The sequence below is a fragment of the Paenibacillus sp. EKM301P genome (genome assembly GCF_011800295.1).
Taxonomy (GTDB): Bacteria; Bacillota; Bacilli; order Paenibacillales; family Paenibacillaceae; genus Paenibacillus; species Paenibacillus polymyxa.
Genome location: NZ_JAALFM010000018.1, coordinates 1 through 15,321, shown reverse-complemented (window position 1 = coordinate 15,321; position 15,321 = coordinate 1). Strand labels below are relative to the sequence as shown.

General features: G+C 45.0%; 15 protein-coding genes and 1 tRNA gene. 4 read left to right on the top strand and 12 right to left on the bottom strand.

Features of this window, described 5'->3' with window-relative positions:
* The first annotated feature begins 100 nt into the window (after positions 1 to 100).
* Together motA and motB are read left to right on the top strand one after the other, a co-directional pair.
* The gene (motA, locus tag HFD99_RS23330) at positions 101 to 895 is read left to right on the top strand and encodes a flagellar motor stator protein MotA (protein WP_013368736.1); all 795 of its coding nucleotides are present in this window, start codon (positions 101 to 103) and stop codon (positions 893 to 895) included.
* Entirely contained in the window at positions 888 to 1,715 is an 828-nt protein-coding gene (gene motB / locus HFD99_RS23325) for a flagellar motor protein MotB (protein WP_016818543.1), read from the top strand. The genes motA and motB overlap by 8 nt, the downstream gene beginning before the upstream one ends.
* A gap of 136 nt (positions 1,716 to 1,851) precedes the next feature.
* Here motB and rluF read toward each other — a convergent pair whose 3' ends face one another.
* Both rluF and HFD99_RS23315 read right to left on the bottom strand, forming a co-directional pair.
* Complete coding sequence (gene rluF / locus HFD99_RS23320) at positions 1,852 to 2,553, bottom strand: 23S rRNA pseudouridine(2604) synthase RluF (RefSeq protein ID WP_123796616.1); 702 nt, start codon at positions 2,551 to 2,553, stop codon at positions 1,852 to 1,854.
* A 50-nt stretch (positions 2,554 to 2,603) separates the two neighbouring features.
* A complete protein-coding gene (locus tag HFD99_RS23315; RefSeq protein ID WP_019685757.1) occupies positions 2,604 to 4,880 on the bottom strand; it encodes a PAS domain S-box protein in 2,277 nt (758 codons plus the stop codon).
* Between the two features lie 328 nt (positions 4,881 to 5,208).
* On the opposite strand from HFD99_RS23315, the gene tadA reads away from it, so the two are divergent.
* Both tadA and HFD99_RS23305 read left to right on the top strand, forming a co-directional pair.
* Positions 5,209 to 5,709 carry a tRNA adenosine(34) deaminase TadA gene (tadA, locus tag HFD99_RS23310; protein WP_017427224.1) on the top strand — a complete coding sequence of 167 codons (501 nt, stop codon included), beginning with the start codon at positions 5,209 to 5,211 and terminating at the stop codon, positions 5,707 to 5,709.
* Positions 5,710 to 5,769: 60 nt separating this feature from the next.
* The gene (locus tag HFD99_RS23305) at positions 5,770 to 6,327 is read left to right on the top strand and encodes a GNAT family N-acetyltransferase (RefSeq protein ID WP_025363666.1); all 558 of its coding nucleotides are present in this window, start codon (positions 5,770 to 5,772) and stop codon (positions 6,325 to 6,327) included.
* Between the two features lie 123 nt (positions 6,328 to 6,450).
* Here HFD99_RS23305 and HFD99_RS23300 read toward each other — a convergent pair whose 3' ends face one another.
* The 10 genes from HFD99_RS23300 to guaB form a co-directional block, all read right to left on the bottom strand.
* The gene (locus tag HFD99_RS23300; RefSeq protein WP_017427222.1) at positions 6,451 to 7,527 is read right to left on the bottom strand and encodes a hypothetical protein; all 1,077 of its coding nucleotides are present in this window, start codon (positions 7,525 to 7,527) and stop codon (positions 6,451 to 6,453) included.
* 197 nt (positions 7,528 to 7,724) lie between these two features.
* Positions 7,725 to 7,880: a small acid-soluble spore protein P gene (locus tag HFD99_RS23295; protein ID WP_017427221.1), complete on the bottom strand. Its 156-nt coding sequence runs from the start codon at positions 7,878 to 7,880 to the stop codon at positions 7,725 to 7,727.
* A gap of 72 nt (positions 7,881 to 7,952) precedes the next feature.
* Positions 7,953 to 8,123, bottom strand: coding sequence for a hypothetical protein (locus tag HFD99_RS23290; RefSeq protein WP_167441018.1), 171 nt, complete (start codon positions 8,121 to 8,123; stop codon positions 7,953 to 7,955).
* Positions 8,124 to 8,150: 27 nt separating this feature from the next.
* Positions 8,151 to 8,492, bottom strand: coding sequence for a hypothetical protein (locus HFD99_RS23285; protein ID WP_017427219.1), 342 nt, complete (start codon positions 8,490 to 8,492; stop codon positions 8,151 to 8,153).
* A gap of 145 nt (positions 8,493 to 8,637) precedes the next feature.
* Positions 8,638 to 8,726, bottom strand: a tRNA-Ser gene (locus HFD99_RS23280).
* A gap of 90 nt (positions 8,727 to 8,816) precedes the next feature.
* Complete coding sequence (serS, locus tag HFD99_RS23275) at positions 8,817 to 10,100, bottom strand: serine--tRNA ligase (RefSeq protein ID WP_013368725.1); 1,284 nt, start codon at positions 10,098 to 10,100, stop codon at positions 8,817 to 8,819.
* A 36-nt stretch (positions 10,101 to 10,136) separates the two neighbouring features.
* Positions 10,137 to 10,703 carry a pyridoxal 5'-phosphate synthase glutaminase subunit PdxT gene (pdxT, locus tag HFD99_RS23270; RefSeq protein ID WP_017427217.1) on the bottom strand — a complete coding sequence of 189 codons (567 nt, stop codon included), beginning with the start codon at positions 10,701 to 10,703 and terminating at the stop codon, positions 10,137 to 10,139.
* 16 nt (positions 10,704 to 10,719) lie between these two features.
* Positions 10,720 to 11,601, bottom strand: a complete 882-nt coding sequence (gene pdxS, locus HFD99_RS23265; RefSeq protein ID WP_013368723.1) for a pyridoxal 5'-phosphate synthase lyase subunit PdxS — start codon at positions 11,599 to 11,601, stop codon at positions 10,720 to 10,722.
* A 132-nt stretch (positions 11,602 to 11,733) separates the two neighbouring features.
* On the bottom strand, positions 11,734 to 13,122 hold the full coding sequence (locus tag HFD99_RS23260; RefSeq protein ID WP_025363665.1) for a D-alanyl-D-alanine carboxypeptidase family protein: 1,389 nt from the start codon (positions 13,120 to 13,122) through the stop codon (positions 11,734 to 11,736).
* A 331-nt stretch (positions 13,123 to 13,453) separates the two neighbouring features.
* Positions 13,454 to 14,911, bottom strand: a complete 1,458-nt coding sequence (gene guaB / locus HFD99_RS23255; protein ID WP_017427215.1) for an IMP dehydrogenase — start codon at positions 14,909 to 14,911, stop codon at positions 13,454 to 13,456.
* Positions 14,912 to 15,321: the final 410 nt, after the last annotated feature.

Here is a 15,321-nt window from a genome sequence, read left to right as displayed (position 1 = left end):
GATAAATACTATAATCCGTCTCATAATGACGCGCTTGGGGCAAGGACGACCCATGCGGCATGAAAGGATTCAAAATCTATTCTCATGGATGAGGTGTATCATGCAAATTACAACCATTATTGGACTTGTGCTCGGGCTTTTGTCACTGGTCGTCGGGATGATCCTGAAGGGCGCGCCAGTCGTCAATCTGGTCAATAATCCCGCTGCTTACATGATTATTTTCGTCGGAACAGCAGCAAGTATATTCATGGCGTTTCCGATGGATGACATGAAACGGGTGCCAAAGCTGTTTAAAATTATTTTCACCCAGCAGAAATTGCTGGATCGCAAGGAGCTTATCGGTACATTTACCGAATGGGCATCCATTACCCGTCGTGAAGGTCTGCTCGCGCTGGAATCCAAGGTCGAAGAGATCGACGATCCCTTTATGCGCGGCGGTATGCGTATGATTATCGATGGTAATGATCAGGAGTTCGTACGCGATGTTCTGATGGAAGACATTAACGCTACCGAAGATAGACACCGCGCAGGCGCACTAATTTTCTCCCAAGCCGGTATGTACGCTCCAACACTCGGGGTACTCGGTGCGGTTGTAGGTCTGATTGCCGCTCTAGCCGACCTTAGTGACATGGAAAAACTGTCCCATGCCATTGCGGCCGCCTTTATTGCAACGTTGCTCGGTATTTTTACAGGTTATGTCCTATGGCATCCAATGTCCAACAAGCTGAAACGGCTATCCAAAAAAGAAGTGGAACTTAAGTTAATGATGGTCGAAGGTCTGCTTTCGATTCAATCCGGTATCTCGACGATTGCCATCAGCCAAAAGCTAGCAATCTTCCTAACTCCAACCGAACGGGCTTCGATGACCCAGAAGGATGGCGATTCCAGTGAGTAAAAAGAGACATGAACCGCATGAAGAGCATGCTGACGAAAGCTGGCTGTTGCCATATTCCGACTTAATGACCCTTCTGTTGGCTCTTTTCATTGTCTTATTCGGTATGAGCTCGCTCGATGCCAAAAAATTTGAAACTATGGCTCAATCCTTGAGTTCAGCTTTTAGTGGCGGTACTGGCGTGCTGGATCACTCGGCCGCGAATCCGTCGTCACAATCCATGGATATGGGCAAAAATAAAGAAGAGGTATCGCAACCTTTAAAATCAAAAGCCACTTCTACCTCTGATCTGCAGAAGCAACTCGCCCAGCGGGAAGAAGAAGATTTAAAGAAGCTTAAAAAACAAATGGATCAGTATATTCAAAATAACGGCCTGTCCACTCTACTGAACACCAAGCTGAACCAATCCCAGCTGATGATCACCATTAGTGATAATGCCCTGTTTTCATCTGGGCAGGCCGAAGTAAAGCCAGAAGCGAGAAAGCTAGCCAAATCCATTTCCAGCATGCTCCAGCAGTTTCCTGGTTATGATGTTATCGTATCCGGTCATACCGACAATGTACCTATTTCCAATAGTCAGTTTCCGTCCAACTTTGATTTGAGTGCCAAGCGCTCGCTCAATTTCTTGCGTATTTTGCTGCTCAATCCGCAGCTCGATCCTACCAAGTTTGTATCCATCGGATATGGCGAGTATCGACCATTGGCAAGCAATCAGACTGGAGAAGGACGCGCCAAAAACCGTCGTGTCGAAATTTCCGTTCTTCGCAAATATCAGAACGGTACACAAGTTATTAGTCCTACCTCAAGCTCGAATGAAGGTTGATCATGAATATGTTATATGAACAAAGGCACCGCCGCATTTTTTATGCAGCTGGTGCCTTTTGATTTAGTGATTCCTGTTGTCTAGCCCTGCCATATAGGAGAACCCAGCGCTGAAGGCTATAAGAAGGCCTCTGGCCTTAGCTAAGTGTATAATCAAGCATCTGGCCCAGTTCCAGCTTTTCAGCCTCTGTTAAATCGCGCCAGGCGCCTTTCTGAAGGGACCCCAATCGAATATTCATGATTCGCAGGCGCTGCAGTTTTCTAACTTCATAACCGAAGGCAGCACACATACGTCGGATCTGACGATTTTTCCCTTCTGTCAGAATAATACGGAATACATACTCAGATACACGTGTTACCTCACAGGGCAGCGTCCGATGACCGAGTATCTTCACACCGCTGGACATCCCCTGCACAAAGGATGGCGTGACCGGACGATCCACTGTTACCATATATTCTTTCTCATGCTTGCCTTCTGCCCGTAAAATCTTATTCACAATGTCCCCATCATTGGTCAATAAAATGAGACCTTCCGAATCCTTATCCAAGCGTCCAATTGGGAATATCCGTTGCGGGTGCCCCACAAAATCGACAATATTGCCTCTAATGTGACTCTCTGTCGTGCTAGTAATGCCGACTGGCTTGTTCAATGCAATATAGACGTGATCGGACTTATCGCGCAGTGGCTTGCCGTTCACACGAACATCATCGCCTTCTTCCGCTTGACTGCCCAGCACGGCCACTTCGCCGTTAATCGTCACGCGGCCGCTCTCTACCAGCTTGTCCGCCTCCCGGCGCGAGCAAAAGCCAGTTTCGCTGATAAATTTGTTAATGCGCAACCTGTGTACCCTCCATTTCTACGAACACACTTCCTCCTGCCCCCAGCCCGTTACTCGGGCTTGGCAATCGGAAGCTGCACGAGGGCGGTTGTTCCCTCTCCCTCTATGCTTTCAATATCCAGTGTGCCTTTATGGCTCTGTATAATACGCTGGCTGACCATAAGCCCTAGTCCTGTACCTGTTTCTTTATTTGTGAAAAAAGGTTCTCCCAGCTTGGATAGCATTTCTGCGGGAATACCCGTTCCCTGGTCCCGTATGAAGATTTTAACGCTTTCTCCCTCTAAGAACAAATGAATTGTGATGATGCCGCCTTTACTCATAGCCTCCATGCTATTTTTAAGTAAATTAATGAATACCTGTTTTAACTGATTTTCTTCAGCATATACCAAGGCAGGCTCGTCCGTAACCTGAAGGTTGAATACAATACCCAACAGATGCGCCTGGCTATCTAGCAAAGAAATAACATCACTCACAATATAACGAACATCTTTTTTCTGAAAATGTACTGCCTGTGGCTTTGCCAATATTAAAAACTCGCTAACGATCAAATTGATGCGATCCAGCTCAGACATCATAATATCGTTGTGTTTCATATTCAACACTTGATTTTGCTGCTGTAGTTGTAGGAAGCCACGTAGCGTGGTTAATGGATTACGAATCTCATGCGCTACGCCTGCCGCCAGTTGTCCTACGGTTGTCAGCTTCTCTGATCTACGTAGCAGTTCCTCCATCCGGTTACGCCCTGTGATATCACGCGAGACACAGATAAAGCCTAAGATTTCGCCTTGTTCATCCAGAATAGGTGAAGTACTCATACTAATCTCTACTGTACTTCCATCCTTACGCATTCGTAGGGTCTCGCTTGATACGATGCTTTCTCCCTGAAGCAGGCTCTCCTTCTGAAATTCATACTCCTCCTGTTGCTGCGGAGGCACAAACTCCAGCTTACGGCCAACCAATTCTTTCTTGGTCCACCCGTACAAAGCTTCGAAGGCATGGTTGACCCGAACAACACGATCCTCCTGATCGGTTACATGAATTGCATCTGCCGTCTGATTAATAACCGATTCTAGATGCTCCTTTACAGAACGGTTTTCTTCATACATTTGTTCAAGTCTTCTCGTATACATCCCCAGGTTGTAGGCCATCGCATTGATGCGCTCACCCAGCTGTGCAAGCTCATGGCCGCCCTTAATTTCTAGCCGTGTATCAAAATGGCCGTCAGCCATCTCGTTCACTTTTCCCAATATCGACTGAATCGGACGGACAAATAGGCTGGCGAGCACATAGCTTCCAATGATCACAACCTCCAATAGAACAATGGAAATAGCAACTAAACTGATTAATTGCTTGGATATAACAGAAGCGATTGTATCATAATTCATGACAATACGAATGACATAGGAATCACGGTTTGTCGGATAAAAAGGTATGTAGCTGACAAGCACCCGTTCGCCTTTAATATAACAATCTTGTACGATACTCTCTCCCGAAAGGATCGCCCTGGACACGGCCAAACGATCCTCAGGCACTCTCGTTAGTTGATACGTGCCGAATTGGATCGGTTCGTTGTACATGTAGTAGTGCTTTCGATCGTTACCGTTCTTGTCCATCGTAGCGCCACCAAAGGTTGCAGGGTTGATTCCTGTTATCTCCAAAATGCGATAATCCACTTGCTGAGTCTGCTTCACAATCTCAGCTGGGCTCAGGATAGGTATAAAATCCTGGACTGAAGTATCCTGGAAGGATATTCGAATTAAGTAGTTACGTTTTTGGTCATAATAAAATCCCCATTTATTAATATGTGAGGAACCTGAATCTGTGTAATCAAAAGAACTGGTCCAAAAATGATCCAGGTTCTGACCATGCGCCATGGCCACCTGTCCATGTTTATATAATTGGTCAACTGCATTTTTCCAATACCCCATTAATGGATCGGATGACGTTAGCTCTTTAGGATTCGAAGATTTGACAACCTTATATCCCTGTCCATCTCGGATCATCAACGAGATATTAATATCCCTGTGGAGTGTAGCTATCTGTTGTAGCTGTTCCTGCTGGATATTACGAATATCGGGATCGAGCTGATTGGCAGCCAACGTAGCAGAAAGCCACAGATTATATCCGAGCTGCTTGTCAACGGCCTCCCAGCTATGTCGGGTTTGTTCGATAGCTCCTCCGATGATTTTAGCCGTCAGAACCATTTTGGTTTCACTGTCACTTCTTAGATTTTCGTGGGTCGTGTAGTAATTGAGTGCGATGTTTAACAATAGGATAAACAGGACCGACCCCGACAAAATGATCGTTATTCTGATTTTTATCGACACACTGATTTCTCACCTCTTGCCGTATGCTGGCGATTACTGGCAATTGCTAACTCAATGATACCGTAATAGTGCCTGGGATACCAGCATTTACATTTACCGGATATACATAAATACACATCCTGTGAACAATGTTGTCAATAGGCGAGCATTTACCTACAATGTATTAAGATAATCATCCACATATAGTCCACAAATACACAGATGTTATTATAAACTGTGGATAAATCTGTGGACAAGTATGGTGTTATCCACAATTTTATTCACATCATGTTAACAACGGAATACTTGTTCGTTGGATAATTCCGCGTTTGAAAGGAGCATTTTCCCAGTGACCATTATGGATCACGCCTATTGGATGAGAGAAGCCATTCAGGAAGCGTACAAGGCAGAAGCGTTGGGTGAAGTCCCCATCGGAGCTGTCATTGTAAAAGATAATGAAATCATCGGTCGCGGCTACAATTTGCGCGAGACCGACACCGACCCAACTGCACATGCAGAGATGGTTGCCATCCGGCAGGCCAGTGAGCATTTGGGCGCTTGGCGCCTGCTGGATTGCAGGCTGTATGTCACTTTGGAGCCGTGTCCGATGTGCGCTGGAGCCATTGTGCAATCACGCGTCCCCCATCTAATATACGGCACCACAGATCCCAAGGCGGGTTGTGCAGGCACGCTAATGAATTTATTGCAGGAGCCTCGGTTCAATCATTGTACAGAAGTAACCCGCGGTGTACTTCAGGAGGAATGTGCCTCCATGCTAACAAACTTTTTTCGGCAGCTCCGGCAAAAAAGAGCGGCTGCCAAATTGTCTCCTCCTTCATCTCCATCCTGAGGAGGAAAAGTCCAAAGCTCTTCATCTCACTGCTAATTCCGCGTGAAAGGAGATCACCTTATGCCTATGAGCTTGTATAATACGCCTCAAGGTATCTTTTTACGTCCCCTAAGCTTGGAGGATGGCGAAGCCCTTCTCGCCCTTAGACTTCGAAATAGGGACTCTCATGCGCCCTATGAGCCACTGTATGAGGATTCATTTTTCACTTTAAAGAAACAACAGGATTACATCCGTGAGAGATTGCGTCAAGCGGAAGAAGATCGAGGGTACTTGTTTGGTATCTTTCTCTTAAAACAAGAACGGCTGATAGGTTACATCTCCATTTCCAATCTGGTGCGTGGAGTTGGACAATTCGCCGACGTCGGCTATATGATGGATCAACATGAGCAGGGTAAGGGACATATGACGGCCGCTTTAAAATTGATCATACAGTATGCCTTCCGTGCCTTATCTCTACATCGTCTCCAAGCAGGTACCCTTCTGCATAATGATCGCTCACAACGTGTATTACAGAAGTGTGGCTTTCAACCGGAAGGTATTGCTCGCAAGCTGGTACAGATTCAGGGCGAATGGCAGGATCATCAGATGTTCGGGATTCTAGCTGAAGATGACGTGTGACGAATCTGAACAACTGCACGGAGGACAACTTAATCATGAACAAAAAAACCGCCCGGCCTATGCCGAGCGGTTTTCTTACATCACATTCGAAGAAATGATGTTTGTAATCCTGTCATCCTCTGTTTAAGGAGATACAGTTTGCATTTTTTGTTGTAGTTGTTCGATAGTGAGGACTTGGTCAGCTGTTGGAATCCCCACTTTAAATGATGCTTTTTCATTGATTTTGCTGTATTGCGAATAGCCTGTTACAGACAACTTCACATTATCTTTCGTAGAAGGATCATTCACTTCCACGTTCGCATTCAGATCTTGATACACAGGAACGTTATCCTTGTTCAAAGCAGTGTTAATGTCAAACTGTTTCACTGTCAAATAGTTCTTCAACTCATCCAGCTTTTTGCTAACTTCGCTGGTGTTGGATTGCAGTTCTTTTTTCGCTTCAGCCAGTTCTTCCTTCTTCACTTGAAGCATGCCAGCATATTCGTCTTTAGACATTATATCAAGGACCTTAGGAAGCGCCTTAGTGATAAATGTATTGGTCGCTTGCTTCACGTTATCGTTCGTGATTTTAAACTGAACCACTTGTTTAGCTTCAACGCCTTGTGGCAATTTAGCATCTTTAGGATCAATATCAAAGAAATACGTAGCTTGATCATACTCGCCCATGATCGCAGCAATCACTTCGTTCGCAAATTTCTGCGATTTTTCCTGATCCATGGTTGCAGGGTTAAATTCTTGTCCTGATTGTTTAGCCAGTTCTTGTGGATCAATGAGCAGGAATTTACCTACAACATCCTGTGGAAGCGGGTAAAATGGAATATTAGGAATTTTAACGTACAATTTATCTTTAGTCATTACCATTGGAATCGTAAAGCTAGTAGAAAGATCACCCTTCAAATGAATGCCAAGCGTCATTTCAGATTGGAAAGGCTCCTTTTGGTATACGCCATCCAGTGTAATATCAGCATTTTTCAGCATGCTAGTTACCATTGCACTTTGCTCAGCTGGCACAGAAGCGGAGGTAATTGTCAGTTCCTTAACGGTAAATTGACTTTTGGATTCATAGGAATTCAACTTCATCGCATTTGCTGTACCAGTCGTAACAGCTTCCTTCGGTTCTAACTTCTTGCTACAACCTACCAGCGCTACCGTCATTAGCAACACCATAGTGAGGACCAAGACGGATAATTTTTTACTCATTGTGTAGATTCTCTCCTCTCATAATTAACCCCTTTTTTTATGCTAACAAAAAAATACACACCCTCTATTTTAACTCATATTCATAAACGGCGAAACACTTATTGGAAAATTTTCTTGCAATAAGCACAAAGACACCCTGGCTCTCTAACCAGGGTGTACTATACTTCTTAATATTTTTAGGAGAAAAGTCTGACTGCTTATGAACCTTGTCTGTTATGGTGATCCACGTGATTGCGCTGTTTCACCTTCTTGGAACCGGATAACGGCTCTTGTTGATGACTACGCTCACGCTTTTCGTTACTTCCACCAGATTCCTGTGCCTCAGGAACAGGAACAGCTCTAGGCTTGCCCATTTATGCATCCTCCATTCTCAGTCTAAATTATTGGCACATCAACGAATCCGTTTATTACCATTTAAAATAGGACTATAGATGGTTCAGATCTTCCGTTTTATCGTGATTCAGTGAATCCTGATGACGACGATCATTACGATCCTGCTGCACTTGCTGTGCCTGATGACTATTGACTGGACGTTGTTTCAAATCATCGACAATGTTGGACAGGTTTTTATCCAATCCGTTTTTGGCCTTGGTCATGTAACCTTCCTCCTCATTCCTTCATGACTACGAGTGCGTTAATGACTGTAATGTTTGGGCGCATTGGTGAATGTGCCGCGTATAATCGGACACCAGCTGTTGAATGATATCTGTTCGTTCATCCACAGACCGTCCGTCACGCTCTACATCGACTAAGCTAACCTGTACCTCCCGAGAATCTACATACGTACATGCAAAGTTAAAGGAGTACATTTGTCGGCCTTCTACCTCAATATGGATTCGTATAGCCCGGTTATCAGCTTCATCTGCCTGTACCTGTGATTTATCCCCTGAATTCAAAAGAATCGGCAGTTGTTCCTGCCAGGCCTCTACCAGCTTTTGCTGATCTACTGTCATTTCTCGATTCATGCCAGCACCTCCACATCTGATAACGTGTGAAAAAAACAGATTTTTTATACAACAAAAAAGCCATTCTTCACGATTCCTGATCATTAGCATATAGAGCCTAATGTACCAGCTATCAGATTCGAATGGCTTGGTTTTATTTAGAATATGGCGGAGAGGATGGGATTCGAACCCATGTGAGCTTGCACTCTAACGGTTTTCAAGACCGCCCCGTTATGACCGCTTCGGTACCTCTCCAGGTGGTAAATGGATAAAGCTGCTTCCCTCTATTAAACAACTCAGGCGCAACAAAATTATTTTACCACAGAATTTTTAAGAATGCAAGGCTTACTGTTTAGGAGTTATAACCTCAATGCCTCGCATGTATGAACGTAGCACTTCGGGAATCACAATGCTTCCGTCCTCTTGCTGATAGTTCTCCAAAATAGCAGCTACAGTCCGTCCTACAGCCAATCCTGAACCGTTCAGTGTATGTACAAATTCAGGCTTTGCCTTCGCATCTGGACGAAACCGGATGTTTGCACGACGCGCTTGGAAGTCTTCAGTGTTGGAACAGGAAGAAATCTCACGGTACATGCCGCTCTCCGGCAACCATACTTCCAGATCGTACGTTTTGGCAGACGTAAAACCCATATCTCCTGTGCAAAGTGCCAGCACCCGATATGGAAGTCCGAGCAGCTGCAAAACACGCTCAGCGTTATTCGTCATTTTCTCTAATTCTTCATAAGAGGTATCTGGGTGAACCAGCTTGAGCATTTCCACCTTATTGAATTGATGCTGACGAATCAAGCCACGTGTATCACGCCCTGCTGATCCTGCCTCTGAGCGAAAGCAAGAGCTGTATGCCACATAATATTTAGGAAGCTGATCTGCATTCATAATCTCTTCACGGTGGTAGTTCGTTACCGGAACTTCGGCCGTAGGAATAAGATAATACTCGGTATCACGCAGTTTAAACAGATCCTCTTCAAACTTCGGAAGCTGACCCGTTCCGTACAGACTGTCCCGATTTACAATGTATGGAGGTAGCATTTCTTCATAACCATGCTCACTGCTGTGCAGATCCATCATAAAGTTAATTAGCGCACGTTCCAATCGCGCTCCCAGTCCCTTATAGAACGTAAAACGAGAACCCGTCACCTTAGCTGCAGCTTCAAAATCAAGAATATCTAGATCCTGAGCCAACTCCCAATGCGCTTTGGGTGTAAAAGAAAACTCGCGCGGCTCCGACCAGCGACGAATTTCCACATTATCCTCTTCCGAAGCGCCTACAGGCACAGTCTCATTAGGGATATTAGGAATCGACATCACCAGTTCGTCGATCTGAACTTCCAGTTCCCGCACTTGCTCATCCAATTCTTTAATACGATCGGAGACCTGGCGCATTTCAGCAATAAGATCATCAGCATTTTCCTTATTCTTCTTCAACTTGGCTACTTCACCAGATACGACATTCCGACGATTTTTGAGTCCTTCACTTTCCTGAAGCAACTCACGACGGCTTACATCCAGATCCGTAAAACCATTAATCAGATCCAGAGATTTACCTCTATTCTGTAAAGCTTTCTCAACCCGACCAAGCTCATTACGCAAAATCTTTATATCTAACACAGGTGATCCCTCCTACACTACAAACCTGACTTTCCGCTATCCGCGGACCATATCCACAAAATACTGATGTAACCGGTAATCGTCTGTTAATTCCGGATGGAAGGATGAAGCCAGCAGATGACCCTGACGGGCTGCTACAATCTCGCCGTTATACTCAGATAGCACATCTACTCCCATTCCGACAGATTGTATTAAAGGCGCGCGTATAAACACCGCACGAACCGGCTCCTCAATCCCTTTAATGTTCAAGTCAGTTTCAAAGCTTTCTCGTTGGCGACCAAAGGCATTACGCGATACTGTAATATCCATGAGTCCCAAATGTGCTTCTTCCTGTCCTTGAATCGTTTTGGCCAGTACAATCAATCCCGCGCAAGTGCCAAATACAGGCTTCCCTTGATTGGAAAATTGGCGTATAGCCTCTATAAAATCATACTTGCGCATTAGCTTACCGATAGTGGTGCTTTCACCACCGGGAATGATAAGACCGGACAGCTCATCGAGCTGTTCGATCTTCTTCACTGCTATACCTTCAGCACCCGCACGTTCAACACTTCGTATATGCTCAGCTACAGCGCCTTGCAGCGACAATACACCTATTTTCATGCCGGTCCCTTCTTTCTTACCAACCACGATCTTGCATGCGCTCATGCGATGCCAGTTTGGAAATTTCAATGCCTTTCATAGGAGTCCCCAAATTCTTGGACACTTCTGCAATCAGCTTGTAATCCGTATAATGAGTGGTCGCTTCCACAATGGCCCGCGCAAATTTCTCAGGACTATCCGACTTGAAGATACCAGAACCTACAAATACACCATCAGCGCCTAAATGCATCATCAACGCAGCATCTGCAGGTGTTGCTACACCGCCCGCTGCGAAGTTAACCACTGGAAGCTTACCAAGCTCATGCACTTCCAACAGCAGTTCATAAGCAACTCCGAGGTTTTTCGCTTCTGCATACAGCTCGTCCTTTGACAGGTTTTGCACCTTGCGAATTTGACCATTGATAAAACGCATGTGACGAACAGCCTCAACAATATTCCCAGTTCCCGGTTCACCCTTTGTACGGATCATAGATGCGCCTTCACCGATACGACGCAATGCTTCCCCTAGATCCTTGGCTCCACAAACAAATGGAACGGTGAACTCCCGCTTATCGATATGGAATACCTCATCCGCAGGTGTCAATACTTCGCTCTCATCGAGGTAGTCAACACCTAGAGATTCCAGTACCTTTGCCTCAACAAAGTGACCAATACGAGCCTTAGCCATAACAGGAATAGAAACAACCTTCATTACCTCTTCCACAATCGTAGGGTCAGCCATGCGAGCAACCCCACCCGCTGCACGGATATCCGAAGGCACTCGTTCAAGAGCCATTACGGCTGTAGCGCCTGCTGCCTCAGCAATTTTAGCCTGTTCAGCGTTCATGACATCCATGATTACGCCGCCTTTTTGCATCTCTGCCATACCTCTTTTTACACGCGAAGTTCCCGTTTCCATGTCGTTGCCTCCTGTAAGGGTTACGTTTAGATTTCTAACTTAAGATTTTACCGTACGAACGCCAAATACACAATCATTTCAAGTTGCAAAATAAGTAATGCAGAACAGGTTAGACCGGTTAGCGTTTCATCTTTAGAAGAGATTTTTAATTCCCTGGAACAAATCGCCGAAGAAATCACCAATTGCCCGGAATAGCATTCGGAACCAACCGCCCTCTTCTACTGCTGTAGTTGTAACCAAATCAACAGTTTTCGTCTGGCCTTTATCCACGCCATCCGTTTTGTATGTGTACGTAATCGTTCCGACTTTTGCCCCTTGCTTCAAAGGTGCCACGAGAGAGCTTGCTGGTGTTATATTCGTTGTAAAGGTTACCTTAGGATTGCTCGCACCCTTAGGCACGATAAAACTTACTGCATCTTTTGTGACGATCGGCACTTCTGTTTCTGTACCTTTGGTCACAGGCACATTCTCAACGCCCTTAACCACCGTCTTTGGAGCCACAACCTGCTTCACTTCAAAGTTATCAAAGCCATAATTCAGCACTTTAGCCGTCTCTGTAAAACGGTGAGGCTCTGAATCTGCTCCCATAACTACACTGATGAGACGCATTCCATTACGTTCAGCCGTACCTGTAAAACAGTTTCCAGCATTGCTCGTATGGCCCGTTTTCATTCCGTCCAAGCCAGGATAAGCAAATTTTCTAAAGTTAGTAATATTTTTGTTCGCTTCTAGCATCCAGTTATAGTTAATAATCGGTGCTTTGTCGGTCGGCCTAAATTTGTACGATTGAATTGTGGTAAACCGTGTATAATCCGGATGATCCTTAATGATGTAACTGGCCAGAGTAGCTGCGTCTCTCGCTGTCATTACAGTTTCCCGGTCTGTGTCCGGCTGAAACCCTGTAGGCATATCCTTACGGTCCAAACCAGTCGAGTTGATAAAATACGTATTTTTCATACCCATTTTCTGAGCTGTTTCATTCATTAGTTTTACAAAATCCTGCTCGGTTCCAGATACGCGTTCAGCAAGAGCTACTGTTGCATCATTGGCAGAACCTACTGCCATGGCAATATAAAGCTCTTCTACCGTATGTTGATCCCCTTGAGCCAAAAAAATACGTGATCCGATACTCTTAGAAGCATTCTCGTTAACCGTAACCTTATCCGTCCACTTAAGTTTTCCTTGCTTAACCTGCTCCGCTACGAGGTACTCTGTCATCATTTTGGTCATACTGGCTGGCGGGAGCGGCTCATCTGGATTCATAGAAAGCAAGACCTGTCCTGTGGAAGGCTCGACCAAAATGGCGGAACGAAGTGCCAGACTAGGGGGGTTAATAGAACCTGTCCCCGTGATATTCGTTGCCTCTGTTGCCGCTCCAGCAGCAAAAGTAGCCACGCTTGAATCGAAATTGCCTACAACAGGTAAGGCCGACATATACATCATATTAAGCACCATGACTGCAGTCACACTCTTTTTAATCATGCTGCGTTTATTATTTTTCTTAAAATTGTTCGCTTTCAAATGAATACAAACTCCTCTCGTACCTCAACCCGAACCGCTATGCTATGTATAACGAGACGGTGGTTACAGCCTTTACTTGGCCAAAGAATTAATGTTTTAGTATTATACAGTTTAGTGTCATTTCGTTTCCTAAGATATAGCTTGTCATGAGCATTCTGTGCCCGAATCTTCTTAACTGGTAGGAATCGTCCAAAATACCTAAGCGTCCTAATTCATCAATAACCTCATGAGAAGGCGGACACTTGTCTATTCTATCACAGGGGTATCTCTAAAAAAAGACAGGCAGAGCGAAATGCGCTCTGCCTGTCGTCAAGTCTATTACAGCCGAACTTTATAGAGAGTAGTTTGGTGCTTCTTTCGTAATCTGCACATCATGCGGATGGCTTTCGCGCAGACCTGCACCTGTAATACGGATAAAGCTTGTATCGTTTCGAAGCTCCTCAATATTAGCAGTACCACAATATCCCATACCGGAGCGAAGACCGCCCAACAGCTGGTGAACAGTGTCGGAAAGTGGCCCTTTATAAGCAACGCGTCCTTCAATACCTTCTGGTACCAATTTCTTGTCGTCATCTTGGAAATAACGATCTTTACTACCTTGCTTCATCGCAGCCATAGAGCCCATACCACGATATACTTTGAAGCGACGTCCTTGATAAATTTCCGACTCGCCTGGGCTTTCTTCCGTACCTGCAAAAAGACTTCCCAGCATTACTGCAGAGGCCCCTGCCGCAATGGCCTTTGTAATTTCACCAGAGTACTTAATACCGCCATCTGCAATAATCGGAATATTATATTCACGTGCTACTGTTGCACAATCATAAATAGCTGTTATTTGTGGAACACCAATCCCTGCAATTACGCGTGTTGTACAGATAGAGCCTGGACCAATACCGACCTTAACGACCGATGCTCCTGCTTCAATCAATTCGCGCGTTCCGTCACCTGTAGCTACATTACCTGCTACAATCGTCAGGTCAGGATATGTTTTACGCAACTCGCGGACTGCTTCAATAATGTTAATATGATGGCCATGAGCGGAATCCACAACAATCAAATCCACACCAGCTTTTACAAGTGCTTCAGTCCGTTCAAACGTATCCTTGGAAATGCCGACAGCCGCACCGACCAGAAGACGCCCTTGTGCATCCTTCGCTGCGTTCGGAAATTGAATAGCTTTCTCAATATCTTTGATGGTGATCAAACCTTTGAGGTAGTTCCCTTCATCGACCAGTGGAAGCTTTTCAATTTTATGCTTTTGCAAAATGACTTCCGCTTCCTGTAAAGTCGTGCCTACTGGTGCAGTTACCAGTTCTTCCTTCGTCATGACTTCACTAATTTTAAGATCAAAGTCGTGAATAAAGCGAAGATCACGGTTAGTAATAATACCCACCAGTTTGTTCTCTTCGTTTACAACAGGCACGCCGGAAATACGATATTTACCCATCACTGCCTCAGCATCGGACACCAAATGATCTGGAGTCAATGAGAATGGATTGGTGATAACACCGCTCTCTGAGCGCTTAACCCGATCTACCTCTACCGCTTGCTGCTCAATCGACATATTTTTATGAATAACACCAATACCGCCCTCACGAGCCATCGCAATTGCTAGCACTGCCTCAGTAACAGTATCCATACCAGCACTCATTAAAGGAATGTTCAGCTTCACGTTATCACTCAAACGAGTTGCTACGCTTACTTCTTTGGGCAGTACCACCGACTTACGAGGTACCAGCAAAACATCGTCAAAGGTAAGGCCTTCCTTACCGAATTTATCTTCCCACACCAAGATGATCCTCCTTCAAAATGTTTAGTCTGTATTGGTCTTGTTGTCTGTCCGACATGGACAAATCAAGGCTCTCTGAAAATATATTATTGCAATCTTAGCAAAGCGGTATAGGGGTGTCAAGCCTTCATCAACAGCCCTAACCCGTAGTATTTCCCTGTACAAACAACTGTACTCCTACGAAGGACAACTATTATAAACAAACGGCTTTAAAGATACCTCTCTACTTACAAAAGCATATTTCACTTTGAGTAAGCAACAGAGGAGTAAGAATATAAATAAATTCACTTATATACAAAAAAGGATCATGATCTTCTTGAGATCATGATCCTTTTTACTTGTTGCTTGGCAACGTCCTACTCTCCCAGGACCCTGCGGTCCAAGTACCATCGGCGCTGGAGGGCTTAACG